This window comes from Hymenobacter lucidus (assembly GCF_020447265.1).
Classification (GTDB): Bacteria; Bacteroidota; Bacteroidia; order Cytophagales; family Hymenobacteraceae; genus Hymenobacter; species Hymenobacter lucidus.
The window spans coordinates 368,663-393,154 of record NZ_JAJADR010000001.1 but is presented as its reverse complement, the minus strand read 5'-3'; the positions used below and the strand labels follow the sequence as shown (position 1 = coordinate 393,154).

At 60.3% G+C, this 24,492-nt stretch carries 25 protein-coding genes and 1 riboswitch; of the genes, 14 read left to right on the top strand and 11 right to left on the bottom strand.

Translation table 11 applies throughout. From position 1 onward, the window contains the following. The first annotated feature begins 12 nt into the window (after nt 1-12). Together LGH74_RS01655 and LGH74_RS01650 are read left to right on the top strand one after the other, a co-directional pair. The gene (locus tag LGH74_RS01655) at nt 13-2,256 is read left to right on the top strand and encodes a beta-1,3-glucanase family protein (RefSeq protein ID WP_226170896.1); all 2,244 of its coding nucleotides are present in this window, start codon (nt 13-15) and stop codon (nt 2,254-2,256) included. 215 nt (nt 2,257-2,471) lie between these two features. After that, entirely contained in the window at nt 2,472-2,642 is a 171-nt protein-coding gene (locus LGH74_RS01650; protein WP_226170893.1) for a hypothetical protein, read from the top strand. A gap of 146 nt (nt 2,643-2,788) precedes the next feature. Here the strand turns inward: LGH74_RS01650 and LGH74_RS01645 are convergent, their stop codons facing one another. The 5 genes from LGH74_RS01645 to LGH74_RS01625 all read right to left on the bottom strand — a co-directional run bounded on the left by LGH74_RS01645 (nt 2,789) and on the right by LGH74_RS01625 (nt 7,181). Next, a complete protein-coding gene (locus LGH74_RS01645; RefSeq protein WP_226170890.1) occupies nt 2,789-3,469 on the bottom strand; it encodes a sterol desaturase family protein in 681 nt (226 codons plus the stop codon). An 80-nt stretch (nt 3,470-3,549) separates the two neighbouring features. Further along, a complete protein-coding gene (locus tag LGH74_RS01640) occupies nt 3,550-4,071 on the bottom strand; it encodes a shikimate kinase (protein WP_226170888.1) in 522 nt (173 codons plus the stop codon). A gap of 259 nt (nt 4,072-4,330) precedes the next feature. After that, nucleotides 4,331-5,386: an ABC transporter permease gene (locus tag LGH74_RS01635; protein WP_226170885.1), complete on the bottom strand. Its 1,056-nt coding sequence runs from the start codon at nt 5,384-5,386 to the stop codon at nt 4,331-4,333. A 100-nt stretch (nt 5,387-5,486) separates the two neighbouring features. Further along, nucleotides 5,487-6,596, bottom strand: a complete 1,110-nt coding sequence (locus LGH74_RS01630; RefSeq protein ID WP_226170883.1) for a BT_3928 family protein — start codon at nt 6,594-6,596, stop codon at nt 5,487-5,489. A 15-nt stretch (nt 6,597-6,611) separates the two neighbouring features. Continuing rightward, nucleotides 6,612-7,181: a DUF1599 domain-containing protein gene (locus LGH74_RS01625; RefSeq protein ID WP_226170881.1), complete on the bottom strand. Its 570-nt coding sequence runs from the start codon at nt 7,179-7,181 to the stop codon at nt 6,612-6,614. A gap of 143 nt (nt 7,182-7,324) precedes the next feature. Here LGH74_RS01625 and folP point away from each other — a divergent pair, with 143 nt between their 5' ends. The 3 genes from folP (at nt 7,325) to LGH74_RS01610 (ending at nt 9,393) form a co-directional block, all read left to right on the top strand. After that, nucleotides 7,325-8,113 carry a dihydropteroate synthase gene (folP, locus tag LGH74_RS01620; RefSeq protein WP_262904521.1) on the top strand — a complete coding sequence of 263 codons (789 nt, stop codon included), beginning with the start codon at nt 7,325-7,327 and terminating at the stop codon, nt 8,111-8,113. Continuing rightward, nucleotides 8,110-8,949, top strand: coding sequence for a diadenylate cyclase CdaA (gene cdaA / locus LGH74_RS01615; protein WP_226170877.1), 840 nt, complete (start codon nt 8,110-8,112; stop codon nt 8,947-8,949). Before folP ends, cdaA begins: the two co-directional genes overlap by 4 nt. 84 nt (nt 8,950-9,033) lie before the next feature. Beyond that, the gene (locus LGH74_RS01610) at nt 9,034-9,393 is read left to right on the top strand and encodes a hypothetical protein (RefSeq protein ID WP_226170875.1); all 360 of its coding nucleotides are present in this window, start codon (nt 9,034-9,036) and stop codon (nt 9,391-9,393) included. Between the two features lie 160 nt (nt 9,394-9,553). Here LGH74_RS01610 and kbl read toward each other — a convergent pair whose 3' ends face one another. After that, complete coding sequence (gene kbl / locus LGH74_RS01605) at nt 9,554-10,801, bottom strand: glycine C-acetyltransferase (RefSeq protein ID WP_226170873.1); 1,248 nt, start codon at nt 10,799-10,801, stop codon at nt 9,554-9,556. Nucleotides 10,802-10,965: 164 nt separating this feature from the next. Next, nucleotides 10,966-12,021: a patatin-like phospholipase family protein gene (locus tag LGH74_RS01600; protein WP_226170871.1), complete on the bottom strand. Its 1,056-nt coding sequence runs from the start codon at nt 12,019-12,021 to the stop codon at nt 10,966-10,968. 266 nt (nt 12,022-12,287) lie between these two features. Here LGH74_RS01600 and LGH74_RS01595 point away from each other — a divergent pair, with 266 nt between their 5' ends. After that, nucleotides 12,288-13,262 (top strand): NAD-dependent epimerase/dehydratase family protein, encoded by a 975-nt coding sequence (locus LGH74_RS01595; RefSeq protein WP_226170869.1) that lies wholly within the window; start codon nt 12,288-12,290, stop codon nt 13,260-13,262. A 180-nt stretch (nt 13,263-13,442) separates the two neighbouring features. Here LGH74_RS01595 and LGH74_RS01590 read toward each other — a convergent pair whose 3' ends face one another. After that, nucleotides 13,443-14,258, bottom strand: a complete 816-nt coding sequence (locus tag LGH74_RS01590) for a TerC family protein (protein WP_226170866.1) — start codon at nt 14,256-14,258, stop codon at nt 13,443-13,445. Between the two features lie 209 nt (nt 14,259-14,467). Here LGH74_RS01590 and LGH74_RS01585 point away from each other — a divergent pair, with 209 nt between their 5' ends. Then, entirely contained in the window at nt 14,468-15,196 is a 729-nt protein-coding gene (locus LGH74_RS01585; protein WP_226170863.1) for a DUF3891 family protein, read from the top strand. Between the two features lie 3 nt (nt 15,197-15,199). Here LGH74_RS01585 and LGH74_RS01580 read toward each other — a convergent pair whose 3' ends face one another. After that, nucleotides 15,200-16,036 carry a hypothetical protein gene (locus tag LGH74_RS01580; RefSeq protein ID WP_226170860.1) on the bottom strand — a complete coding sequence of 279 codons (837 nt, stop codon included), beginning with the start codon at nt 16,034-16,036 and terminating at the stop codon, nt 15,200-15,202. Nucleotides 16,037-16,177: 141 nt separating this feature from the next. Between LGH74_RS01580 and LGH74_RS01575 the strand changes: the two genes are divergently transcribed. Further along, nucleotides 16,178-17,146 carry a YihY/virulence factor BrkB family protein gene (locus LGH74_RS01575; protein WP_226170857.1) on the top strand — a complete coding sequence of 323 codons (969 nt, stop codon included), beginning with the start codon at nt 16,178-16,180 and terminating at the stop codon, nt 17,144-17,146. Nucleotides 17,147-17,235: 89 nt separating this feature from the next. On the opposite strand, the gene LGH74_RS01570 is transcribed toward LGH74_RS01575, so the two are convergent. Beyond that, nucleotides 17,236-17,598, bottom strand: a complete 363-nt coding sequence (locus LGH74_RS01570; protein ID WP_226170853.1) for an ankyrin repeat domain-containing protein — start codon at nt 17,596-17,598, stop codon at nt 17,236-17,238. A 132-nt stretch (nt 17,599-17,730) separates the two neighbouring features. Here LGH74_RS01570 and LGH74_RS01565 point away from each other — a divergent pair, with 132 nt between their 5' ends. Further along, the gene (locus tag LGH74_RS01565; RefSeq protein WP_226170851.1) at nt 17,731-18,396 is read left to right on the top strand and encodes a spondin domain-containing protein; all 666 of its coding nucleotides are present in this window, start codon (nt 17,731-17,733) and stop codon (nt 18,394-18,396) included. A gap of 59 nt (nt 18,397-18,455) precedes the next feature. On the opposite strand, the gene rlmN is transcribed toward LGH74_RS01565, so the two are convergent. After that, nucleotides 18,456-19,523 carry a dual-specificity RNA methyltransferase RlmN gene (gene rlmN, locus LGH74_RS01560; RefSeq protein WP_431357439.1) on the bottom strand — a complete coding sequence of 356 codons (1,068 nt, stop codon included), beginning with the start codon at nt 19,521-19,523 and terminating at the stop codon, nt 18,456-18,458. Nucleotides 19,524-19,900: 377 nt separating this feature from the next. Continuing rightward, a riboswitch (TPP riboswitch) is annotated at nt 19,901-19,996 on the top strand. 80 nt (nt 19,997-20,076) lie between these two features. On the opposite strand from rlmN, the gene thiS reads away from it, so the two are divergent. From thiS to LGH74_RS01535, 5 genes are all read left to right on the top strand, one after another. Next, nucleotides 20,077-20,280, top strand: a complete 204-nt coding sequence (gene thiS, locus LGH74_RS01555) for a sulfur carrier protein ThiS (RefSeq protein WP_226170835.1) — start codon at nt 20,077-20,079, stop codon at nt 20,278-20,280. A 33-nt stretch (nt 20,281-20,313) separates the two neighbouring features. Further along, on the top strand, nt 20,314-22,188 hold the full coding sequence (thiC, locus tag LGH74_RS01550; protein WP_226170825.1) for a phosphomethylpyrimidine synthase ThiC: 1,875 nt from the start codon (nt 20,314-20,316) through the stop codon (nt 22,186-22,188). Between the two features lie 86 nt (nt 22,189-22,274). Then, nucleotides 22,275-23,048: a bifunctional hydroxymethylpyrimidine kinase/phosphomethylpyrimidine kinase gene (gene thiD / locus LGH74_RS01545; protein ID WP_226170823.1), complete on the top strand. Its 774-nt coding sequence runs from the start codon at nt 22,275-22,277 to the stop codon at nt 23,046-23,048. Further along, a complete protein-coding gene (locus LGH74_RS01540; RefSeq protein WP_226170822.1) occupies nt 23,035-23,655 on the top strand; it encodes a thiamine phosphate synthase in 621 nt (206 codons plus the stop codon). Before thiD ends, LGH74_RS01540 begins: the two co-directional genes overlap by 14 nt. A gap of 10 nt (nt 23,656-23,665) precedes the next feature. Further along, complete coding sequence (locus LGH74_RS01535) at nt 23,666-24,439, top strand: thiazole synthase (RefSeq protein ID WP_226170820.1); 774 nt, start codon at nt 23,666-23,668, stop codon at nt 24,437-24,439. Nucleotides 24,440-24,492: the final 53 nt, after the last annotated feature.

Sequence of the window (24,492 nt, the reverse complement as noted above, 5' to 3'; positions counted from 1 at the left end):
AACTCCACTACTATGAAAACCCCTACTCTTTTCCGGTTGCTCCGCCTGCTCACCGGCCTGTGCCTTTTGCTGCTGCCCCTGGTCGGCCGGGCCCAGGGCAGCATTCCATTTACCATTGCCAACACCTCCCCTTTCGCCGATTCGGAGCTGTACGTAGCCATTGTGGGCATCGACCCGGCCGGCAACCACGTCTGGATCAATGCCGCCAATAGCCAGGTGCTGCCCATGAGTGCGTCGTACAATACCGTGACGGGGCCGACATATAACGGCAACACCGGCCCGGGCCAGAACTCCAAGTACGCCGCCTGCTTTACTCGCTTGAGCAGCATTCCAAACAAGACCTTCACGCTGCCCTACATTGCCGGCTGCCGGGTATTCATTGCCAAAGGCCAGCAACTGTACTTCTACTTTTTCGGGGCCTCGGGTGCGCCGTCGGGCTACGCGGCGCCCAATGCCCAGAACCCCAACGACCCCAACCGGGGCATTCTGTACGAAATGGTGGAGCTGACCAACAACCAGTACGGTTTCTTCGGCAACACCACCCGCGTCGATTCCTATAAGTACCCAATGGGTCTGGAGCTGTTTGGCGCTGGCTACCAGAAGCGCACCGGCGAGCTAAAAAACCACGCCGACATCGTAGCTGCCTACAAAGCCAACGTGCCGGCCGAGTTTCAGAGCATAGTAAACAACACCACTGGTGAAATCACCTTTCCGTCGAAGTCGGCGGCGTTTTACGACGGCACCAATGGCACCACGCCCGGCCCGCAGGCCAACTACCTGGGCTCTTATATCGACGCCATCTGGAACAAGTACACCAACGAAGACCTGATTTTCTACGGCGGTAACGCGGGCGTCTTCAAGGGCCGCATTGCTGGCGGCCGGCTCACGGTGGTGGGCCAGTCGGGGGCCTATGCGGGCCGCACGGGCGTGGTAGTACGCAAGCCCACCACCCAGGAAGCCTTCGAGGGCAAGGGCGTGCTCGACAACCGCGTGGGCGACGGCGACTGTGACCTAGTGGTGCAGGCCCAGCTGACGGCCGCCATCAACCGCCACGTCGTAAACACCACCACGACTAACCCCGGCCAGCAAAACTGGTACGACGTGAGCAAATTCTACCAGGCCGCGCCGGCCAACTACTACGCCCGCTTCTGGCACTTGCCCGGTATCAGCGTCGACCAGCTCAGCTACGGCTTTGCCTACGACGACGTGGCGGACCAGTCGGCGACGCTGCACGCGGCCCAGCCCACCAAGGTCATTGCCACCTTTGGCGGCTACGCGGGCAGCACCCCGCCGCCCGCCACCGGCGTAGCCACCGTGTATAAAGACTGCAACTACACTGGTACCGCCGTGGCCCTGCCCGCCGGCGACTACAACTTAGCAGCAATGCAGAGCCGAGGCATTCTGAATGATGACGTGTCGTCGTTGCGAGTAAACAGCGGCTACGAGGTAGTGCTCTACGAAAACGACAACTTCGGCGGGGCCAGCCTCACGGTGGGTAGCGCCGGCAACAGCTGCCTGGTGGGCAACGCCCTGGGCACTGGCAACTGGAACGACAAAGCCACTTCCCTACGGGTACGGGTGGCCAGCAGCAGCTTTAGCCGGCAGTTGGAAGCCGAGGCGGCCAACGTGAACAACGGCATGACGGCGGAAGCCACTACCGACGCGGGCGGCGGTCAGAACATAGGCTACGTGGATGCCGGCGACTACCTCGTCTGGAACGGCATCAACTTCCCGACCTCGGGCTCCTACCTCATCGAATACCGCGTCGCCAGCGGGGGCAGCGGCGGCACTATTTCGTCGGATTTGAATGCCGGCACCACCCAGTTGGGCAACACGGCCATTCCGGCCACCGGCGGCTGGCAAACCTGGACTACCGTGTCGCGCACCGTGACCATCAACGCGGGTACCTACAACTTCGGCATCTACGCCCAAACTGGTGGCTGGAACCTCAACTGGGTGCGCATCAGCAAAGTGGGCACGGCAGCCCGCACCAACACCGCGCCGGCTACTTCGGCCCTGAGCAGCTCGGAAGCTCTGGAGCTGTACCCCAACCCGGTGGCCAACCGGCTGCACATCCGCTCAGCAGCGGAGCTGGCCGGCAGCAGCTACCGCCTGCTCGATATCAGCGGCCGGACTGTGCAAAGCGGCCGGCTGGAAAACGGCAGCATCGACGTGACCCGGCTGCCGGCGGGCAGCTACACGCTGTCGGTAGTGACCAAAGACCAGCAGCAGATCCTGCGCCGCTTCGTGAAATAACGCGGAACTCACCATTCCATTTCCACCACAAAGGCGACCTGCGCAGGTCGCCTTTGTTTTTACACTGAGTATACTTTACGCTGCGCCGGGCAATAGTAAATACCCATTAGCGCAGCCCCGAGGTATGGCCGGCTCAACCTTTTCAGAGGTGGGTGAGTATTTAACAACATCAGGCCTTACACGGGCCTTCGTCTCCCACTTCTCCTCGCCTCGCCATGAAAAACTATCGTCTGTTGCTGCCTCTGTGCCTGATTCTGCTCACCTTTTCGCTCAGCAGCTGCGAGCTGGCCGGTGATATATTCAAAGCCGGCGCCTGGACGGCCCTTATCGGCGTGTTCCTGGTAGTAGTACTCATTGGCTTCCTGATTCGTAAGATGCGCGGCTAACCGCGGCTGTCTTTCAACCGAAAAAGGCGCTTCCGTCATGACGGAAGCGCCTTTTTACTGCCTCGTGCGCGGCGCGGCACCTACTCAATAGCTACAAAAAAGCCTGACCCAAGGTTGGATCAGGCTTTGTGAAGAGATGGCGGCAATTACTCACTGGGCTTTTTGCTCGGCATGGTACCGATGATATGGTCCCAGAGCGTGGAGGAAACTCCGAAGGCAATTTCGTCCTGCCGATAGTGGTGCTGGGCGTGGTGCGTCCACCATACTTTGAGGAAGTTCTTGGGCGGTGAGTAGGCATGAATGGCGTAGTGCACGAACAGGTAGAGCGCATAGCCAAAGGTGAAGCCCGCCAGAATGCCGAAAACGTAGCTGCCGAAGATAAGCTTGAAGATAAAAAACAGCAGCGAGGCCACGAATACCGTCACGATGGGCGGCATGGCCAAACGGGTCTTGTCCTTGGGGTACTCGTGGTGCACACCGTGCATGGTATACTGAAACTTGGCCCGCTTGGGCGTAGTAGCCGGAATGTGGTAGAGGTAGCGGTGCATGGCATACTCCACGAATGTGAACATAAACCAGCCTAGCAGAAACAGTCCGAAGGCCGATATGCCGTTGATAAAGCCGTGGGTGAGGCCGTAGTACAGGCTCCCGGCTGCCGTAATCAGGAAAATGGATACCGGCAGGGCAATGTGCGTGTGCGTGAGGCGCTCCAGCACGGGGTTCTTGAACAGCTGCGCCGACCCTTTGTGCTTGGGCTTAATCTGGTCAGGTGTTTTTACCGGCGAAGGGGCCGTATCAAGTGTGGAGGGAGAGGAAGCGGAATTCATATGCATGAACAGCTGGTAATAAAAGGCAAAAGTACGCAAGGCCGCACAAACACTGCGCCGAATACGCAGAAATGCTCAACTTAGCCACTAGCCTGGTAGCGGCTCAGCAGCCGTTGCACCGCGCCTACGGAGCAGGCCGTTCCGATGCAGCGCAGCGGCGCGCGGCTATAAAACTGTTGCCGGGCCGCTAAGGTTTCGTACAAACGGGCTTCCAGTACGCCGGGGTCGGCGGCCTGGGCCAGCAGCGGCCGGCTGGCGGCCCCGCGCTCCAGCCGGCGTACCAGCTCGCTCACGGGCATTTCGAGGTAGAGCGTGTAGCCGGTTTCGAGCAGTACCTCCAGGTTCTGGTGGAAGCAGGGCGTGCCGCCGCCGGTAGCCAACACCACGCCGGGTAGTTCCCGCACCACTTCGCGCAGCACGGCGGCTTCCCGCTCCCGAAAATACGCTTCTCCTTCGGCCGCGAAAATATCGGCAATGTTGCGTCCCTCCCGCCGCACGATTTCCTCGTCCAAGTCGCGGAAGGGCAGGCCGTATGCCACCGCCAGCGCACGGCCCAGCGTCGTTTTGCCCGCTCCCGGCATGCCAATCAGATAAAGGCGCATCTTTTTTAGTGTGGGCAATGGAGTGGGATATGAGTAAGGTGCTAAAGAGATTCTGTCCTTGCGAACAGCGCCAAGCAATTGATCCTCTACAATGTGCGGCCCGTCCTTCTGCGATACGCTCTTTTTCTCGTTGCTAGTCGGGAAAGGGCTTTCAAGTAAAAGGGCACTCAGCCCTGCGTAGAGGACGGATTGCTTCGGCTTCGCCTCGCAAGGACACATTTTTTCTCACATTCCACCTTATTTCTCCCTTGCAAAACCATTACCCCAGCTTTACCCGTGGGTCCAGCACGGCGTAGAGCACATCGACCACGATATTGACGACCACGAAGAGGAAGGCAATGAAGATAGTGGCGCCCATAACAACCGGAAAATCCAGGTTTTCGACGGCCCGCAGCGTTACGGTGCCCAGGCCTTTCCAGTTGAAGATGTACTCGATGAAGAAAGCCCCCGCCATGAGTGAGGCCAGCCAACCCGATACGGCCGTAATAACCGGGTTCAGCGCGTTTTTTAGCGCATGGCCCATTACTACGTTGTATTCCGACAGGCCCTTGGCCCGGGCAGTGCGGATGTAGTCCTGGCTGAGCACGTCGAGCATGGAGCTGCGGGTGAGTTGGGTAATAACGGCCAGCGGCCGGATACCCAGCGCGAAAGCCGGCAGCAGCAGGTTGCGCAGCACCAAGTGGCGGCCCGTAAAGGGGTCGGTTTCGTAGAGCTGCCCGGTCAGGTTCAGGCCGGTCCAGTGGCTCCAGTAGAAGCCGAACGTCATGGCAATGAGGATGCCGGCCACGAACGACGGCACCGAAATACCCAGCACCGAAGTCGTAATCAGGGCCCGGTCGAGCCAGGAATGGGGCTTGAGGGCCGCCACAATGCCGAAGCCGATACCCAGCACCGCCGCCAGCAGCATGGCCGCCAGGGCCAGCCACAGCGTGCCGGTAAAATGGTCGAGCAGAATGCTCAGCACGTCTTTATTGCTTTGAAACGAGCGGCGCAGGTAGGGCACTTTCAGCACCAGCGCCTTGCCCCCCAGCGGCAGCAGCGCTACGCCGCCGTAGCGGGCCACGCCAGCCGAGTCGCGCGGGTGCAGGCCCAGCGGCGACACGTCGTTGAGGTAGCCCACCAGCTGCACCGGCACGGGCTGGTCGAGGCCCAGGTCGGCGGCAATGGCGGCGCGGGTAGCCACATCCGAGCGTTGGCCGGCCAGCAGCGCCACCGGGTCACCGGGCAGCACTGTAAACAGGAAGAACACGGTGAGGGCTACGCCGGCCAGTACCAGCACCCCTTGCGCCAGCCGGCGCAGCACAAAAGAAAGCATGGGCTTGGGTGTTAGTTGATTGTTGTTAGTTGTCAGTTGTTAGGAACAGATGTCAGCACGAACGAACTAACAACTGACAACTAGCAACTGACAACTAAGCCTACAGCAGTTCCTCCAGCTTGGCGCGGCTGGGAATGTCGTGGTAGTGGAACTTGCCTTTTACCACGCCGTCCTTGAGCAGCATAAAGCCCGGGTTTGAGCGAATCATGGATTTGAGCACCGTGGCATCGGCGTAGTAGAACGGACCCGACAGGTTTACCTCGTGGCGGAAGGCGTCAAATTCGGCCGGGCTGCTGCTGGTGATGACGATGGGCGTAATCTTCTTCTGCGACGAGTCGGCCGACTGCATCAGGGCGTTAATCATTTCGAACCGGTCCCGGTCGGCATGGTCGGTGTTCTGGATGATGAGCACCAGCCGGTTGCCTTTCAGCAGCTCCTGGGTGTAGTCGCCCTGATCGTTCCAAACTTTGAAGTCGGTGATTTTAGGGCCGGCTTCGGGGTTCAGGGCCACCATCTGCTTGTATTTCCAGGTGGTGTCAGTGGGGTATTCGGTGAACTCCTGGGTTGCGCCGCCGCGCTCCATAATGTACTTGTAGCGCAATGGCTCCGAAGACTTCATGAGCTTACCGATGTCATTGCCGACCTTGTAGGGCAGGAAATCGAAGTAAGGCAGGTGGCCCAACGCCCGCACCCCGATGCCAATGGCCACGGCCGAAGCCAGCGTGATATACATAATGCCCAGCATACCGCGGGCAAACACCCGGCGCAGGTAGCGCTGATTGAAGAACACCACCGCCCAGAGTACCAGCAGAAATACGTCCTTGCTGAACGAGGTCCAGGGCGTGAGCTTGATAAAGTCGCCGAAGCAGCCGCAGTCAGTTACCTTGTTGAAGGCCGCCGAGTAGAACGTGAGGAAGGTGAAGAACACCAGCAGCACCAGCAGCACCCATAGGGTTTTGCGCAGGTGCCAGCGCAGCAGCAAAGCCACGCCCAGAATTACTTCCAGGGAGCTGAGCAGCAACGACAGCAGGCGGGCACTGTCCTTAAACCACAGAAAGAAGCCGGCCAGGCTGGGCACCGACGCGGCAAAAACCTCAAAGTACTCTTCCAGCTTGTAGGCCGTGCCGATGGGGTCGTTGAGCTTCACCAGCCCGGAAAAGATAAACAACGCGCCCAGCAGCAGCCAGCAGATTCGGGTAATAAGTCTCATAGGGCTTTAAACTCCTTATTCTGAATCAGGTTCGGACGCGGCCGATACCGCGCCACGCTTTATCAAGGCAAATACGGCATAGTTGAGCATATCCCGGTAGTTGGCATCCACGCCTTCCGACACGCGCGTGTGCCCGGCCAGGTCTTCAATCTGCTTGGTACGGTGCAGCTTCATCAGGATGATATCGGTGATGCTTTCTACCCGCATCTGCCGCCAGGCCTCGCCGTAGTCGTGGTTCTTGGCAAACAGCAGCCGGCGGTTTTCGGCCACTTCCTCGTCGTAAGCAGCTTCTACATCGGCCGGCACCAGGTCCAGGGGGGCGTCGGCGGGCAGGCGCAGCTGCATCAAAGCAATGATGCAATAGTTGATGATGGCCACGAACTCCTCGTCCACACCGTCGGCCACCAGCTGCACGCCCTTTTCCTGAATGGAACGGATGCGCTGGGCCTTGATGTAGATCTGGTCGGTGACCGAGGGCAGGCGCATAATGCGCCACGCGGTGCCGTAGTCGTGGGTCTTGGCCAGGAACAAGGTGCGGCATTGCCCGATGACCTGGTCGTACTCGTGCTGGGTTTGGTTACTCAAAATTTTCAGCCTACTTTTAAGAATCCCGGTTTTTAGCCTCTCCGCTCATGTCTGCCCAGGCCGCGAAAGATACGTGTTTTTCTCCGAGGCAAACGCTGCGTTGCCCGGGTGGCCGCGTCCTGAATCTGGCCTCGCCGCAGGTCATGGGCATCCTGAACCTGACCCCCGATTCGTTCTTCGCCGGCAGCCGCGTAGCCGATAATACCGACCTGCTGCACCGCGCCGAAGCCATGCTGACGGCCGGCGCCAGCATCCTCGACGTGGGCGGCTACTCTTCCCGTCCCGGGGCCGAGCATATCAGTGAAGACGAGGAAAAACAGCGCGTACTGCCCGCTGTGGAGGCCCTGCACCGCGCGTTTCCCGAGGCCTTTTTGTCCATCGACACTTTCCGCAGCGGCGTGGCCTGCGCGGCCGTAGCCGCCGGGGCCAGTATCATCAACGACATCAGCGGCGGCGAGCTGGACGCGGCCATGTTTGCCACTGCCGGCCAGCTGCAGGTGCCCTACGTGCTGATGCACATGCGCGGCACCCCCCAAACCATGAAGCAGCTTACCCACTACCCCGACGGCCTCGTGCTGGAGCTGGTGCGCTACTTCCGCGACAAAGTAGCGCAGCTGCGTGCCGCCGGCGTTACGGATATCATTCTGGACCCCGGCTTTGGCTTTGCCAAGACGGCCACTCAGAACCACGAGCTGCTGAGCCGTCTGCGAGAACTGCAACTTCTGGGCTTGCCCATCCTGGCCGGGTTGTCGCGCAAAGCTATGGTATACAAGCCTCTGGGCCTCACGCCCGACGCTGCCCTTAGCGGCACGGTAGCCCTGAATACCATTGCGCTGCTCAACGGCGCGACTCTGCTGCGCGTACACGATGTACCGGAGGCAATGCAAACCATCCGGCTCGTGTCCAACACTTTCAGTCCCTTTTCCCCGTGATAGGCTCCTTCAGCATCGGCTTCCTGCGCATTGGCTGGATAGACGTCGTGGACGTGCTGCTGGTTACGGTGCTGTTCTATCAGCTCTACAAGCTGCTGACGGGAAGCGTGGCGCTGAAGATTTTTCTGGGCCTGATGTCCATCTATCTGCTCTATCTGGTGGTGAAGGCCGCTGGTATGGAGCTGCTGACCAGCATCCTGGGGCAGTTTATGAGCGTGGGCGTGCTGGCCAGCATTATTCTGTTTCAGCAGGAAATCCGGCGCTTTTTGCTCACCATCGGTAAGGCCACGGCTTTCGATAGGATGCGGGTGTTTCCGTGGCGGCGCGAAGCGCCTTCCGAGCGTATGAGCATCACGCCCTTCGTGGAAGCGGCCAAGAGCCTGGCCGGCAAAAACACTGGGGCCCTGATTGCCTTCCAGATGGTGTCGGACCTGAAATTCTACGGCGACTCCGGCGACCTGATCGACGCGGCCGTGAGCAAGCGCCTGCTCATGTCGATTTTCAACAAGACCTCGCCCCTGCACGACGGGGCCGTGATTATCAGCAACAACCGCATCAAGGCCGCCCGCTGCATCCTGCCCGTGAGTGAGAACCCCGACGTGCCCGCATCTATGGGCCTGCGCCACCGCGCCGCCATCGGCCTGACGGAAGTAACCGACTCGGTAGTGCTGGTAGTGAGCGAAGAAACCGGACAGATTTCGTTGGTGCGCGGGGGGGAGGTATTCCGCAACCTCTCCTCCTCCGACCTGCGCGCCCGCCTCAACGAGTTTCTCTTCGACGCCGCCCCCCGGCCCGCCAGCGCCTCGGCCTCGGCGGCGGCCGAAGTAGCGGCGTAAGGCAAAAATAATCCAGCCAGGAAAAACCCCGGGGCCTGCTTTGCCGTTATTATTAGCATTACGTGCTAAAAAAATAAGCAGGCCATGAAGATTCAAGTTGATAACCAGGAGAAAGGCTTTTTGCCCGACGGCCGTCACACGGTCGAGATAACCGACATTGAGGAAGGCACCAGTGAGCACCAGAACGTGCCCTTTTTTGCCGCCCGCATGGAAAGTGAGGATGGCTTTGTGACCCAGCGCTTCTACAACTCGGCGGCGGGCAAGCCCATCATCCTTTCGCTTTACTCGGCTGTGGGCATCAAGCCCGAAGGCGACAAAGACCTCGACACCAAGCAGCTCATTGGCAAAAAACTATCGGTTGAGGTCAGCGACCATACCTACCCCGACCCCGCCACTGGCCAAGAGCGCAGTATCCGGCAGGCTACCGGCTTCCGAGCTAGTTAAGAGGTGGGCTTATTTGCCGGCCCTCAACAAAAACGCCTCCACTGCGAAGTGGAGGCGTTTTTGCTTGTTTGAGGCTGACGGGCCTTATGAGCTGGATCTTTTACAGACGTTTATTTCTGCTTTGCAACGGCTTACAGATCATGTAAGGCCGCTGTAGCAGTTACGGCGTGTTCGTCACCACTTGCCCGGCTTCGGGCTGGGCGGCACTGCGGTCCTTGAGCGTGCCCAGCTCCTGGCCTACTTCGATAAACGCCTGGATGGCCTTATCAAGGTGGGCGCGGGTGTGGGCGGCCGAGAGCTGCACCCGGATGCGGGCCTGGCCCTTGGGCACTACCGGGAAATAGAAACCTACTACGTAGATGCCCTTGTCGAGCATTTTGGCGGCAAATTCCTGGGCCAGGCGCGCGTCGTAGAGCATAACGGGCACGATGGGATGCTCGCCGGGCTTGATGTCGAAGCCGGCGGCAGTCATCTTCTCGCGGAAGTACTTGGTGTTCTCTTCGAGCTGGTCGCGCAGCTGGGTGCTTTCGGTGAGCAGCTCCAATACCCGGATGCTGGCGCCCACGATGGCCGGCGCGAGGGTATTGCTGAACAGATATGGCCGGCTACGCTGGCGCAGCATCTCGATAATTTCTTTGCGGCCCGAGGTGAAGCCGCCCATGGCCCCGCCGAGGGCTTTGCCCAGCGTGCCGGTGATGATATCGACGCGGCCCAGCACGTTGCGGTATTCGTGGGTGCCCCGGCCAGTTTTGCCCAAAAAGCCCATACTGTGGCACTCGTCAATCATGACCAGCGCCTCATACTTGTCGGCTAGGTCGCAGATTTTATCGAGCTGGGCGATGGTGCCATCCATCGAGAACGAGCCGTCCGTCACGATAATACGGTGGCGGGTGCCCTTGGCTACGGCGTCCTGGAGCTGGGCTTCGAGGTCGGCCATGTCGTTGTGGGCATAGCGGTAGCGCTGGGCCTTGCACAGACGCACGCCGTCGATGATGCTGGCGTGGTTCAGGGCGTCGCTGATAATAGCGTCCTGCTCGTTGAACAAAGGCTCGAACACGCCGCCGTTGGCGTCGAAGGCGGCGGCGTAGAGAATGGTGTCCTCAGTGCCCAGAAACTCGGCCAGCTTGGCTTCCAGCTCCTTGTGAATATCCTGAGTGCCGCAGATAAAGCGCACCGACGACATGCCGTAGCCGTGGGTATCGATGGCCTCCTTGGCAGCCTTGATGACCTCGGGGTGCGAGGAAAGGCCCAGGTAGTTGTTGGCGCAGAAGTTGAGCACCTCGCCCGCTTCATCCGTCGTGATTTCGGCACCCTGGGCGGAGGTAATCACCCGCTCCTTCTTGAAGAGGCCGTTGTCTTTGATTTCCTGGAGCTGCTGCTGCAGATCGGGCTGAAGGGTGGTGTACATGGTGAGGTGACTTAGTGATTTAGTGACTTAGTGAGTGGGATATGGCAAAGGTACGAACCCCACCCCACCCTTCCCCGCTTGATACGCGGAATCCTCCGGGAGAGGGGCTCTGGATTTAGTTAGAACTAAAGCCCCCTCTCCTGTGGGAAGGGATTGGGGTGCTGTTACAACTGCCGGCTCAGGAATTGCTGCACGCCCAGCCGGCCGCTGTCCATGAGTTGCTGCTTTTGGGCGGCTGATATACGCTTGATTTTGGGGTTGAAGCCGGCGGTGCTGATGCTGACGGTGCGGGGCCAGTCGGCGGGACGGGCGGGGTTCAGGTTTTCCAGGGCCACGTTGTAGAGCGCGCCCACGTAGCTGCCGAAGCTGTTGATGGTGTAGGGCGCGAGCTGCTGACGGCCGTTGGCCAGCGTGTCGTAGGCAATCTGCTCGGCCCGGTCGAGGCGCAGGCCCAGCGTTTCAGGATTTACGGCCGCCGGGCTGGCCGCCGTACTGGCGGGCAGATATTGGGGCTTGTCGAACAAATCTACTGGGTAGTTGGCCAGCAGGCCCCCATCCACCAGTACTTCCACCGCCTGGTCTTTGGCGGGCTGCCGCACTACGTAGCCCTGGGCATCGAGCAGCACGGCTCGGAAGTAGAGTGGGATGCTCATCGAGATGCGCACGGCATCGGCTACGCGCATCTCGGGGTGGGTTTCGTAACTGAATACCTGCACGCACTGGCGCGTGAGGTTGGTGCCGGTAGTATACAGGTCGCGCGCTTTGCCTTGAGAGGCTAAGTCGTGAAGCTGGGCCAGAGTGAGGTCGGGGGAGCCGGTTTTGCGGGCTACCAACTCGCTCATAAATGAGGTAAACTGGTCGCCGCGGTACCAGCCGTACTGCTTGAGCAGGCGGGTGCTGCCGCCGAAGAACATCAGGCGGCCGTCGTTGAGGCGCTGCACCGGCATCTCATTGACGACAGCAATAATTTCGGCTGGTGAGTAGCCTACGGCCAGTAGCGCGGCCTGAATAGCGCCGGCCGAGGTGCCGCCCACGCGCCGGATACCAGCCAGCACGCCCTGCTTTTCCAGCTCCGCCAGGGCCCCGCCGTAGGCAATGCCCCGGATGCCGCCACCTTCCATCACGAGGTTGCGGTATACCACGGACGCTTTGATCTGGGCCCGAGCGGGGGTGGCCAGCGCGGCGCACAGGAGCAGCAGAAGGAGCAGAACTCGGGGCATAGAGGATACTTGGTGATAGTCAGTTCGCCCAACTAGGACGGCCAGGCGGAGCAGCGCGAAGGAGGACAGCCGAAAATACAAGCCGCAGGACGGGTTCGGGCGCAGTCCGGAAATTAAAAATAGCCAAAACCCGCTACTGCACCCAGTTCAGCCGCCGCGCGGCCCGATTACGTACCAAGGCAGTGTTTGCCACCGGCACCGATAAACCGCGCCGGGCGGTATCTTTGCGGCTCCTACCCCACCCACACTTCCCCTTACCCCTGCTCATGCAATCAACTCCCAGCGACACCATCCTCGTTATCGGTGCCGGCGGCCAGCTTGGCCTCGAACTTACCCACGAGCTGCGCCAGCGCTACGGGGCTTCCAACGTGGTAGCCGCCGACGTGCGCGCCCCCAAAGACGCGGAAACCGCGCAGGCCGGCCCGTTTGAGCTACTGGATGTGCTGGATAAAAACCGCCTGGAGGAAGTGATGCGCCAGTACAAGCCCAAGCAGGTGTATCACCTGGCGGCGCTACTGTCGGCCACGGCCGAGAAGAACCCCAAGTTCGGCTGGCAGCTGAACATGGATGGCCTGTTTCACGTGCTCGACGCCTCCGTGGATTTGGGCGTGCAGAAAGTGTATTGGCCCTCATCCATTGCCGTATTCGGGCCCGACACGCCCCGCGACAACACGCCCCAGCTTACCATCATGAACCCCAACACGGTGTACGGCATCAGCAAGCTGGCCGGGGAGCAGTGGTGCGAGTGGTACTTCCGCAAACACGGCCTGGATGTGCGCAGCCTGCGCTACCCCGGCCTGATCGGCTACAAGAGCCTGCCCGGCGGCGGCACCACCGACTACGCCGTGGACATCTACCACAAAGCCGTGGCCGGCCAGCACTACGAGTGCTTCCTCTCCGAAGACACCTACCTGCCGATGATGTACATGCCCGACGCGCTGAAGGCCACCCTGGATTTGATGCACGCCCCGGCCGAGCAGATTGACATTCGGAGCAGCTACAACTTGGGCGCCATGAGCTTCTCGCCCAAGGAAATTACGGCCAGCATTCAGCGCCACCTGCCCGATTTCCAGGTGACCTACCAGCCCGACTCCCGCCAGCAGATTGCCGACTCCTGGCCCGCCAGCATCGACGACAGCCGCGCCCGCCAGGACTGGAACTGGCAGCCCGACTTCGACCTCGACAAAATGACCGACGACATGCTGGTGCACCTCAAGCAGCAAGTAGCGCTGTCGGTGTAAATTTCCCGTCTGTCATCCTGAGCTTGCGAAGGACTTGCCTCACCTATGTAATAAGTGTTGTGCCAACGTACAAAAGCCCTTTACCGCGTCAGTGGTAAAGGGCTTTTTCGTGTTGAAGGAAGTTTATCATTCAGGCGAGTAAGGTTTTTCGCTGGCTCAGAATGACAGACAATTTTGTTTCTACCCCACCTTCTGCTTCGTATCGGGCTTGCGCTTGGGGATTTTGGGAATGTTGGCGTGGCGTGGCACGTTGAAGAGCCAGGACGTGAGCAGGGGCACGGCAAACATGCCCACGGTGATGAGCGTGAGACCCACGTCGGCGGCGTGGCTGCCCAGGAAGGTGCTGAACGGGTGATTAGGCTGGTAATGCTCGAACAGGGAGAGCATCAGCTTGAGGCCCAGAATGCCGATGACGAGGAAGGCGGCGGTTTCCAGAAACGGGTACTTGGCCATGAGTAGCACGAAGGCCTGGGCCACCAGGCGCATAGCCAGAATGCCGATAAAGACGCCCAGGCAGATCAGAATCAGGTTGTCGGTAAAGGCCACGACGGCAAACACGTTGTCGATGCTAAAGGCCAGATCCATGAGCTCGATGAGAGCTACGGTGGCCCAGAACTTGCCGAATAAACCCAACGTACGCTTATAGAGCCAGCTTTTTTCCTTGTCAATTTCGTCGCCGTCGTCATCGGAGGAAGAGCGCTTGGGCTTGAACTGGCTGTAGGCCAGATACACTAGGTATAACCCGCCCAGGGGCTTGAGAAACCAGAACTCGATGAGGTAAGAAGCAAACAGGATGCAGAGCCCCCGAAACACGTAGGCCCCAATGATGCCGTAGCGCAGGGCCTTCTGGCGCTGCTCCTTGGGCAGGTCGCCGACCATGGTGGCCAGCACCGCCGCGTTATCCACCGACAGCAGGCTCTCGATGATGACCAGGTTGCCGACAATAGCCGCGGCGGCGAGCGGGTTATCAAGGATTTGCTGCAGGTGTGGATTCATAGAAAGAGGAAAAAGTACTACTGGCTACGCTAATACGCACTCCGGGCACCGCCTGGTTATTGGTGTAAGCCTACAGCTGGGCGTTAAAGTTGCGCAAGGTAAAATTTTCGGCCGGCCGAGGCAGGTATCCGGCCTTGCCAGCGGGCTAACCAAGCGGGGTTTCGGGCGTAAGAGAAGCAGCTTTGCTTTTTCCGCAGCTGCTATTTCATATGATTGTAAACCTGACGCCCGAGGGCTGGCAAATCATTTATCAGCAGGCCCACGCGCTGCTGGCCGCCCAGCTGGCCTGGCAGTGGCCGTCCTTCGGCCCGGCCGACCGGTGGGTGGGCCTGCTGGCCGCCATTGCCCAGCACGACGACGAGCAGGAGCGCTGGGACGGTCACTATGGCCTAACGCCCGCCGGAGCCCCGGCCAACTTCACGATGAAGGAATTTTCGCTGGAGCAGGCCACCGGCGTGTTGCGGGCCGCCCGCTTCCAGGGCCAGTGGCGCAGCCTGCTCACCAGCATGCACCTGAGCTTTCTGTACGAAAGCCTGCGCGGCCAACAGCAGTACATCGACACGTTTCTGGACGAGCAGAAAGCCAGCCAGCAGCAGTGGCGCCGGGCCCTGAAAGTCACGAAACCCGAAGCCCAACAGGCCTACGCCCTGATGCAGTGGTGCGACCGGCTCAGTTTGATTCTGTGCCGCGAGGAGCTACCGGAAATGGGCCGTCACCTCGAAATCAGTACTGGGCCTGATGGGCAGCGCTACGAAGTGACCCGCCCCACGCCGGCCGGCCCGGTGCGGGTGACGCCCTGGCCCTTTGCCGCTCCCGAGTTCAGCGTGAGTGTAGAAGCGTGCCTTCTCAGCCAGCTACAATTCAAGGATGACGACGAGCTGAGCACTGCTATTCGGGAGGCCCCGCTGGCTACGCTGCGCTGGGACTTTGCCCAATAAAGCTTACTCCAGCCGGGCAATGGGGGCCGGGTTCTGCATCGTGCCGGCGGGCACCGTGGTGCGGGCCGTAATATGGTTGAGGCGGCGGCCGTCTTTGCCATCGGTGCGGTCGGCAGCCAACTTTAGAGGGCCATACTGCCGGTATTCGGTCCAGCGGCGGCGAAAGGCGGGCTGGGCATCAGTGGCTTTGGGGAAATAGGCCCACTCTTCCACCAGCTTGGTTGTGGGGCTGATGTAGACCTCGTACTTGTTGTCGGGCGTTACGCCCACGTTTTTGAAGGTCATGTTCAGCACCTCGGCCGGCGTGCCATCCATGAGCTGGCCCGGGCCTTTGTATGTTAGCGTTACGCCCGAGTCTTTGAGCTTGAAGGGCATCAGCAGCCACCAGGAGTTGTTCACCCAGATAGGGTACATCCGGTCGAGCAGCTTTTTGCCTTTCTCGGTGCCGGAAATATCCTGGCCCTTACTGTAGGTATGGCCCTGCTTGGTGGTGAGATTATAGACGGCCACCAGTGTGTCCTTCTGCCAGCGAAAGTCGCCGGTTTGCTTGTCCCAGAGCTGATAGGAGCCGTCCAGAAAGTCCCAGCCGAGTAGGCGCGTCTGCTGCCAGGCCTGGTAGCCGCCCATCTGCTGCATCACGGTATCGGCCCAGGCCAGGGCGCGGGCGTCGGAGCCGGCCGCGTCGAAGCCCGGAGCGGTGGGGTAGGCCACTACAGCGGCAGTGGCCGCCGCCGAGCCGGCGGGCAGGCTTTTGGTGGGTGCGCAGCCGCTGGGGCCGCTGAGTAGTAGCGCCAGGCTGGCACCGGGCAGCAGGTTGGGAAGAAGGCGGGAGAAGGTCATAGCGCGGGAACGGCGGCGGAGCTTTGGCGCCCCGCTACGGCTAGCAACAGTACGCAGGAGCGCAGGTTTTGGCCAGCTCAACCAAACGCCGCGCGCCGGGTCCCGTACTACCCGGTACTTATCCTTCCAGCTTTCCGCTTTATGGCCACGCACTACCGTTTTGCCGACATCGTCAACATTCTCAAAACCACGGCCAGTGAGTTCATGGTCAACAACTCGTTCCGCCACGCGGCGGCCCTGTCGTACTACACCATTTTCTCGCTGCCGCCCCTGCTCATTATCGTCATCACGGTAGCCAGTTCCGTGTATGGGGCCGAGGCCGTTACGGGTCAGATCTACGGGCAGATGCGCGGCTTTCTGGGGGCCGACTCGGCCAAGTTTCTGCAGGATTCCATTGCCGAGTTTACCAAGCAGCAAAAAACCGGCGTGGCCTCCATCATCGGCATCGGCACCCTAATTTTTGCCGCTACCACCTTCTTCGTGACGCTCCAGGAAAGCATCAACGACATCTGGAACCTAAAGGTGAAGCCCCGCAACGGCATCTGGCAGTTCATCCACGACCGGTTTCTGTCCTTTGGTCTTATCCTGAGCGTGGCTCTGCTGCTGCTTATATCCTTCGTTATCAGCGCCCTACTCAGCGTCTTCACCGACCAGCTGCAGGCCTGGTTCCCAGAAGTAGCCGTCATCGTGATTCACATCGTGGACTTTGTGCTGTCGTTGTTTATTACCTCCCTGCTGTTTGCGCTCATCTACCGTTTCCTGCCCGACGCCATCATCCGGTGGCGCGACGTAGGCGTGGGCGCCGTTATTACGGCCCTGCTGTTTTTAGTGGGCAAATATCTGATTGCCTTTTACATTGCGCAGTCGAATCCCGGCTCGGCCTTCGGGGCGGCGGGCTCGGCCATCGTGCTGCTGCTGTGGGTCAACTACTCCTCGCTCATCATCTTCTTCGGGGCCGAGTTTACCCAGGAGTTTGCCGATGCCTACGGCCAGAAAGTGCAGCCCAAGGCCCACGCCGTGCGTATCGAAACCCGCGAAGTGCCCGAGGGCGAAACCAAGGAGGAAATCAGCACCGGCCGGCCCCGCTCCACGGGCCGCTTCCGGGCCTAGCTGGTCGGGGTATTTTCGGGTGGTCAGCAGACTACTCTTTGGGGAGTGAGGAAAAGGACGCTATAGCGCGTCTTAGCTGCACTAGGTAATTACACCTCCTCCTCGGGTAAGTTTTTTCCGATAGCTCCTAAAAAGACAGAGAATGCAGCCCGGTTGAAGTTGCTATCTGTCTGCACCTTGCCTCCATAGACAGTTAGTAATTCGATGATATCTTCCAGGCCAAAGTCCTCAGCATGCCATTTCGGGGTGACACCATCAGTAGAAATTACATTCGGGCAGGCTCCGGCTTGTAATAGTGCCCGAACAATATCGGTGTAGCCGCCAAATACGGCCCAGTGTAAGGGCGAGTGTCCTAACTCATCCAGTTCGTCGAGCGGTGCCCTCTGCGCAATAAATTTCATGACCCCGTCCAAGTCACTCTGTATTACCTGCTCATGGAGTGGATATTTCATAGTCTGTACAAGGTATAATACTTCGGAAGGGTAGCAAGCCTGCTCTACACTCTTGCCCTAATTCTATTCAACAGACTACAGACCTATACTTTTACGTTGTTCTTACAACTTACCGGACCAAACAACGTGAACATGAGGCAGTGGAGCAGGCTTATCCTTCTTACCATTGGGCTGGCCGCCTGCAAGAAGGAAGGGGAGGATGGCAAGTGGTATCGGCCAACTCCCGACTCGACGGCCCTGTACCGCGTCACGTTTGAAGCTACCTGGAGCGAGGCCACTCACCCAGGACGCTACCCGACCGGAGCCCACTTTTCGCCCCTCATGGGCGCTTCGCACCACGTAGACCTGGAGCGGCGCCTGTTTCAGGATGGGTACCCGGCCAGCCCCGGCATCCAGGACATGGCCGAGCGGGGCAACAACACGGTGCTGCGCACAGAAATCAATACGCTCATCAGCCAGGGCAAAGCCTTCCGGCTGCTCGACGGGCGCACGGCTACAGCCTCGCCTGGCTCCCTCTCCGACACCATCCGCCTGAGCCTCGCGCATCCGGCCCTCACCGTTGTGACGATGATAGCGCCTAGCCCCGACTGGTTTGCCGGCCTCTACAGCAGGTCCCTTTTGGAAGGTGATAAGTGGTATGAGGAAATGCGGGTGCCGGCCACGTTCTACGATGCCGGCACCGACAGTGGCCCCGACTATACCTCTCCCGACCAGCCTACCAGCCCCATTCAGCTCGTTCGGGGCGTATTTCCTCAGCCAGCACCCGTCGGGTATTTCCGGCTGGAACGAATCAAATAAAAAAAGCCCCGGGCCTCAGGAGTTACTCCTGAGGCCCGGGCTTTTCTGACTTCGGCAGCTTACGCTACTTCCGACTTTTCCTTCACCGCCAGCTGCCCGCAGGCTGCGTCGATGTCTTTGCCCCGCGAGCGGCGTATGTTGGTTTGCACGCCCCGGTCAGCCAGGTACTTGTGGAAGGCCGTGATTTTGTCGGCTTCGGCGTTCTGGTAGCTGGCGTTTTCGATGGGGTTGTACTCAATCAAATTCACCTTGCAGGGCAGCCACTTGCTGATGACGTACAGCTCGGCGGCATCCTCCAGCGTGTCGTTGAAGCCATCGAATACGATGTACTCGTAGGTTACTTTGCGGCCCGTTACTTGGTGGTAATACTGCAGCGCTTCCTTCAGCGCGGCCAGGGAGTTGGCCTCGTTGATGGGCATGATTTCGTTGCGCTTCGTATCGTTGGGTGCGTGCAGCGAAAGGGCCAAGTTAGCCTTCACCCCGTCGTCGGCCAGCTTCTTGATCATCTTGGCAATGCCGGCGGTGCTGATGGTGATGCGGCGCGGAGCCATGTTCAGGCCGTCGGGGGCGGTGATGCGCTCCACGCTTTTCACCACGTTGGCGTAGTTGAGCAGCGGCTCGCCCATGCCCATGTACACGATGTTGGTAAGCGGCGTACCGTACTCGGCTTCGCACTGCTCCTTGATGCGCACCACTTGGTCGTAGATTTCGGCCGCGTCGAGGTTGCGCTTGCGCTCCATGTAGCCCGTGGCGCAAAACTTGCACGTGAGCGAGCAGCCCACCTGCGAGCTGATGCAGGCCGTCATGCGGGTGTCGTGCGGGATGAGCACGCCTTCCACGATATTGCCATCATAAAGCCGGAAGGCCGACTTGATGGTGCCGTCGTTGCTGAGCTGCTGATTCTGAACCGCTACGCCGTTGATGACGAAGTGCTTGGCCAGCAGCTCGCGAGTCGCCAGGCTGATGTTGTTCATCTCCTCAAACGAGCCGGCCGTGTTTTTCCAGAGCCACTCCAGCACCTGCTTGGCGCGGAACGGTTTTTCGCCGTGCTCCACCATAAAGGCTTTGAGCTCGTCGGGGGTGAGTTTGCGAATGTCGCGCTTCGAAACAACAGGCAGGTCAATCATCATAGCGGCAAAGATACAATACCGAAGCCCGAACATGGGTACCTCTGATAGTAGAACATTGCCTAACCGGCTGAAGCTGAAAAAAGTGCCGGGAGGCAAGTGGTGAAATTGCGAGATAGTGAAATGGTGAGTTGATGTGCGGCTAACGCCAATGGCTTGTGTCCTTGCGAGCAACGCGAAGCAATCGGTCCTCTGCGCAGGTAGTCACGGCCTTTCCCCAGAAAGCTCTCTATTTCAACTGGAGTAAAGGGCTTTTCACTAAAGGCAACTTCGCTCATTTCAGAGGATGGATTGCTTCGGCCTCGCCTCGCAAGAACATGGAGAAACAAGGCCGGCCCCGCAACATCACAATCTCACATTTTCCCTTACCTTGCCGGCATAAACTTTAGGGGTGTTCTGCTACGCGGGACTGAGAAATACCCTTTGAACCTGATCCAGGTAATGCTGGCGAAGGGAAAAGTGACTGAAACGGGACCCGTCTCTTCCGGCCCGTGGCGTGCGCCTCCTACTGTTTATTGTCTGACTTCCATCAACCTGCTAAACAGCTTGTTGCATGACGCTATTCGTCAATGATAAACCCTGCGAGGCCCCGGCTTCCCCTACGCTTACCGCCATGCTCGACCAGCTGCAGCTTTTGCACCTGCGCGGCATTGCCGTGGCCGTGAACGACGTGGTGGTGCCCCGCCCCGACTGGCCCGCCCACGAGCTGCGGGCCCACGACCGGATTACGATTATTCGCGCCACCCAAGGCGGGTAGGCCGCGCCACGTTCCGTTTCCACTTCCTTTCCGATGAAGAAAAAAGACCAAGCCCCCCAGCAGACGCTGGTGGAGCGCCAGCCCCTGACCGGCTCGCGCAAGATCTACGTGCCCGGTACGCTGCACGACATTCAGGTGGCCATGCGCGAAATCGTGCTCAGTGACACCCAGCGCAAGTTCGACTTCGTCAGCCCCACCGAGCAAAACCTGCCGGTAACCGTGTACGACACCAGCGGCCCCTACACCGACCCCAACGTGGCTATCGACCTGAAAAAAGGCCTGCCCCGCCTGCGCGAGGAGTGGATTCTGGGCCGCGGCGACGTGGAGCAGCTGCCCGGCACCTCGTCGGAATACGGGCAGCAGCGGGCCGCCGATGCCTCGCTGGATGCGTTGCGCTTCGAGCACATCCGCCGGCCGTACCGGGCCAAGCCGGGGCAGAACGTGAGCCAGATGCACTACGCCAAGCAGGGCATTATCACACCCGAAATGGAATACATTGCCATCCGGGAAAACCAGCGCATCGACCAATTGGCGGAAGGCGACCCGCTGCGGGTGCAGCACCGCGGGCACAGCTTCGGGGCCAACACGCCCCAGGGCTACATTACGCCGGAATTTGTGCGCCAGGAAGTAGCCGCCGGCCGGGCCGTGATTCCCTCCAACATCAACCACCCCGAGGCCGAGCCCATGATTATCGGGCGCAACTTCTTGGTGAAAATCAACACCAACATCGGCAACTCGGCCGTCACGTCCAGCATCGAGGAAGAGGTGGACAAGGCCGTGTGGAGCTGCCGCTGGGGCGGCGACACGCTGATGGACCTCAGCACCGGCAAAAACATCCATGAGACGCGGGAGTGGATTATCCGCAACTGCCCGGTGCCGGTGGGCACGGTTCCGATTTACCAGGCCCTGGAAAAAGTGAACGGCAAGGCCGAGGATCTGACCTGGGAGCTGTTTCGCGACACGCTGATTGAGCAGGCCGAGCAGGGCGTCGACTACTTCACGATTCACGCCGGGGTGCTGCTGCGCTACATTCCGATGACAGCCAGGCGCGTGACCGGTATTGTGTCGCGCGGGGGCTCGATTATGGCCAAGTGGTGTTTGGCTCACCACCAGGAAAGCTTCCTTTACACCCATTTCGAGGAAATCTGCCAGATCATGCAGGCCTACGACGTGGCCTTTTCCCTGGGCGACGGACTGCGACCCGGCTCCATTGCCGATGCCAACGACGAGGCCCAGTTTGCCGAGCTCGAAACCCTGGGCGAGCTGACCAAGATTGCCTGGGCCCACGACGTGCAAGTCATGATTGAAGGCCCCGGCCACGTGCCCATGCACCTGATCAAGGAGAACATGGACAAGCAGCTCAAGGAGTGCCACGAGGCCCCATTCTACACCCTGGGGCCGCTCACGACCGATATTGCGCCCGGCTACGACCATATCACCTCGGCCATTGGGGCGGCCATGATTGGCTGGTTTGGCACGGCCATGCTCTGCTACGTGACGCCCAAGGAGCACCTGGGCTTGCCCGACAAGCAGGACGTGAAAGACGGGGTCATTGCCTACAAAATAGCCGCCCACGCCGCCGACTTGGCCAAGGGCCACCCGGGTGCCCAGTACCGCGACAACGCCCTGAGCAAGGCCCGCTTCGAGTTCCGCTGGGAAGACCAGTTCAACCTGAGCCTGGACCCCGACACTGCGCGCGAGTATCACGACGAAACCCTGCCGGCCGAAGGCGCCAAAGTGGCCCACTTTTGCTCGATGTGCGGCCCCCACTTCTGCTCGATGAAAATCACCCAGGAAGTGCGCGACTACGCCGCCACCCAGGACCTGACGGACGCCCAGGTGTTGGCTTCGGGCATGGCCGAGAAGTCGCGGGAGTTTGTGAATAAGGGCAGCGAAATCTACCTGTAGCCTTTGATAGAGCTTAGCATTGGTTCTATTCTGAGTTTACAGGCCACCTTCTAAGCTCCCAGTTATAACTTCTCCGCTCTAAACTAATGGCCCGTCCCTACGCCCTGAGTATTGCCGGCTTCGACCCCAGCGCCGGGGCCGGCCTGCTGGCCGACTGCAAGACGCTGGAGGCCCACGGCGTGTACGGGCTGGGCGTGTGCTCGGCCCTGACGGTGCAGAACGACGTGGCTTTCGAGCGGGTGAGCTGGGTGCCGCTGGCCGATATCCGTGACCAGATCAGCCTGCTGCTAGCCCGTTTTTCGGTCGACTACATCAAGATCGGGTTGTTCGAGAGTTTGCCGCAGTTGCTGGAGCTGCTGCGGTGGCTGCGGCAGCAGCGGCCGGCCGCCAGTATCGTCTGGGACCCGGTGTTGAAAGCTTCGGCCGGCTACGAGTTTCACCGGCAGCCCGCCCCCGGGCTGGTGCAGGCCATAGCGGCCGAGCTGACGCTCATTACGCCCAATCTGCCCGAGATGCGGCACCTGTGGCCGGCGGCTTCGGCGGAAGAAGGAGCCGAATGTCTGGCCGAATTCTGCCCGGTACTGCTCAAGGGCGGGCACGGCGACGAGGCCGAATCGGTGGATATTCTTTTCGCCGATAACACCCAGTATCATTTTGCCCAAACCCGACTTCCCCAGGGCGAAAAGCACGGCAGCGGCTGCGTGCTGTCGGCCGCCATCCTGGCGCAGCTGGCCCTGGGGCAGCCCTTGCCCGCGGCCTGCCAGCGGGCCAAACGCTATACCACTTCTTTTCTGGCCAGCAACGACACGCTGCTGGGCTACCACTCTTTTCGCTATTCTCCGCCGTATGCAGATCAGTAACCTCCACTTCATTACCGACCGGCCCGACCATGCCGAGCAGGCCTGCCGCGGCGGGGTGCGCTGGGTACAGCTGCGCGTGAAAAACGCTCTGGCTGAAGAATGGCGCCGCTTAGCCCTGGAAACCCAGCTTATCTGCCGCCGCTACCAGGCCACACTCATCATCAACGACAACGCCGCGCTGGCCCGGGAAATCGGGGCGGATGGGGTGCACCTGGGCAAGCAGGACCTGAACCCGCTGGACGCCCGGATTCTGCTGGGCCCGGCTACCATCATCGGCGGCACGGCCAACACCTTTGCCGACATCGAGCAGCTGCACCGCGCTGGCGTCGACTACATCGGGCTCGGGCCGTTCCGCTTTACCACTACCAAACAGAACCTGAACCCGATTCTGGGCTTGGCGGGCTACGTGGCTATTGTAGAGCAGTACCGGGCGGCCGGGCTGCACCTGCCCATCATTGGCATTGGCGGCATCACGCTGGCCGACGTGGCCACGCTGCAAGTCCTTGGCCTGCACGGAGTAGCCGTATCGGGGGCCATAGCCCAGGCTAGTGACATTACCCGAGCAGCGGCCGGGTTTACGGACCAGTTATTAGAGCTTTCCCGCTAAGCATTTGCCCATGACAACGCAACCCTTGGTTATAGCCAGCCGCACGTTTTCGTCCCGGCTATTTACCGGCACCGGCAAGTTCAGCTCGGCGCAGCTCATGGAAGAAGCCCTGCTGGCCTCCGGCTCGGAGCTGGTGACCGTGGCTCTAAAGCGCGTGGATGTGACTTCGGCCGACGACGACCTGCTGCGCCACCTCGGCCACGCGCAGTTCAGTCTCTTGCCCAACACGTCCGGGGTACGCACCGCTAAGGAAGCCGTGTTTGCTGCCCAGCTGGCCCGCGAAGCCCTGGAAACCAACTGGCTTAAGCTTGAAATTCACCCCGACCCCAAGTACCTGCTGCCCGACCCGGTCGAAACCCTGAAAGCCGCCGAGGAGCTGGTGAAGCTGGGCTTCGTGGTGCTGCCCTACATCCACGCCGACCCGGTGCTGTGCAAGCGGCTTGAAGAAGTGGGCGTAGCCGCCGTCATGCCGCTGGGCGCGCCCATCGGCTCCAACAAAGGCCTGCTGACCCGGGAATTTCTGGAAATCATCATCGGCCAGAGCCGAGTGCCGGTGGTGGTCGATGCCGGTATCGGGGCCCCGTCGCACGCGGCGGCGGCCCTGGAAATGGGGGCCGATGCGGTACTGGTCAATACTGCCATTGCCGTGGCAGGCCAGCCCGTAGCTATGGCCCACGCCTTCCGTATGGCCGTGGAAGCCGGCCGGCTGGCCTACGAAGCCAGATTGGCCGCGCCGGTACCGCACGCCGTAGCCAGCTCCCCGCTCACGGCCTTTCTGGATTAGTAGAAGCCCAAACGCTTGGTAAGGACGTCATGCCGAGCAGCGCGAGACATGAC

What these genes read in the sequence shown, in the direction of transcription:
- LGH74_RS01640 (WP_226170888.1), bottom strand. Translation starts at nt 4,071, where the DNA reads ATGCGCCTTTATCTGATTGGCATGCCGGGAGCGGGCAAAACGACGCTG.
- LGH74_RS01570 (WP_226170853.1), bottom strand. Translation starts at nt 17,598, where the DNA reads ATGAAATATCCACTCCATGAGCAGGTAATACAGAGTGACTTGGACGGG.
- folP (WP_262904521.1), top strand. Translation starts at nt 7,325, where the DNA reads ATGGGCATCCTGAACCTGACCCCCGATTCGTTCTTCGCCGGCAGCCGC.
- LGH74_RS01565 (WP_226170851.1), top strand. Translation starts at nt 17,731, where the DNA reads ATGAGGCAGTGGAGCAGGCTTATCCTTCTTACCATTGGGCTGGCCGCC.
- thiC (WP_226170825.1), top strand. Translation starts at nt 20,314, where the DNA reads ATGAAGAAAAAAGACCAAGCCCCCCAGCAGACGCTGGTGGAGCGCCAG.
- LGH74_RS01590 (WP_226170866.1), bottom strand. Translation starts at nt 14,258, where the DNA reads ATGAATCCACACCTGCAGCAAATCCTTGATAACCCGCTCGCCGCCGCG.
- LGH74_RS01575 (WP_226170857.1), top strand. Translation starts at nt 16,178, where the DNA reads ATGGCCACGCACTACCGTTTTGCCGACATCGTCAACATTCTCAAAACC.
- LGH74_RS01630 (WP_226170883.1), bottom strand. Translation starts at nt 6,596, where the DNA reads ATGAGACTTATTACCCGAATCTGCTGGCTGCTGCTGGGCGCGTTGTTT.
- kbl (WP_226170873.1), bottom strand. Translation starts at nt 10,801, where the DNA reads ATGTACACCACCCTTCAGCCCGATCTGCAGCAGCAGCTCCAGGAAATC.
- thiS (WP_226170835.1), top strand. Translation starts at nt 20,077, where the DNA reads ATGACGCTATTCGTCAATGATAAACCCTGCGAGGCCCCGGCTTCCCCT.
- LGH74_RS01540 (WP_226170822.1), top strand. Translation starts at nt 23,035, where the DNA reads ATGCAGATCAGTAACCTCCACTTCATTACCGACCGGCCCGACCATGCC.
- LGH74_RS01585 (WP_226170863.1), top strand. Translation starts at nt 14,468, where the DNA reads ATGATTGTAAACCTGACGCCCGAGGGCTGGCAAATCATTTATCAGCAG.
- LGH74_RS01610 (WP_226170875.1), top strand. Translation starts at nt 9,034, where the DNA reads ATGAAGATTCAAGTTGATAACCAGGAGAAAGGCTTTTTGCCCGACGGC.
- LGH74_RS01595 (WP_226170869.1), top strand. Translation starts at nt 12,288, where the DNA reads ATGCAATCAACTCCCAGCGACACCATCCTCGTTATCGGTGCCGGCGGC.
- LGH74_RS01580 (WP_226170860.1), bottom strand. Translation starts at nt 16,036, where the DNA reads ATGACCTTCTCCCGCCTTCTTCCCAACCTGCTGCCCGGTGCCAGCCTG.
- LGH74_RS01600 (WP_226170871.1), bottom strand. Translation starts at nt 12,021, where the DNA reads ATGCCCCGAGTTCTGCTCCTTCTGCTGCTCCTGTGCGCCGCGCTGGCC.
- LGH74_RS01645 (WP_226170890.1), bottom strand. Translation starts at nt 3,469, where the DNA reads ATGAATTCCGCTTCCTCTCCCTCCACACTTGATACGGCCCCTTCGCCG.
- LGH74_RS01635 (WP_226170885.1), bottom strand. Translation starts at nt 5,386, where the DNA reads ATGCTTTCTTTTGTGCTGCGCCGGCTGGCGCAAGGGGTGCTGGTACTG.
- rlmN (WP_431357439.1), bottom strand. Translation starts at nt 19,523, where the DNA reads ATGATTGACCTGCCTGTTGTTTCGAAGCGCGACATTCGCAAACTCACC.
- LGH74_RS01535 (WP_226170820.1), top strand. Translation starts at nt 23,666, where the DNA reads ATGACAACGCAACCCTTGGTTATAGCCAGCCGCACGTTTTCGTCCCGG.
- LGH74_RS01655 (WP_226170896.1), top strand. Translation starts at nt 13, where the DNA reads ATGAAAACCCCTACTCTTTTCCGGTTGCTCCGCCTGCTCACCGGCCTG.
- LGH74_RS01650 (WP_226170893.1), top strand. Translation starts at nt 2,472, where the DNA reads ATGAAAAACTATCGTCTGTTGCTGCCTCTGTGCCTGATTCTGCTCACC.
- thiD (WP_226170823.1), top strand. Translation starts at nt 22,275, where the DNA reads ATGGCCCGTCCCTACGCCCTGAGTATTGCCGGCTTCGACCCCAGCGCC.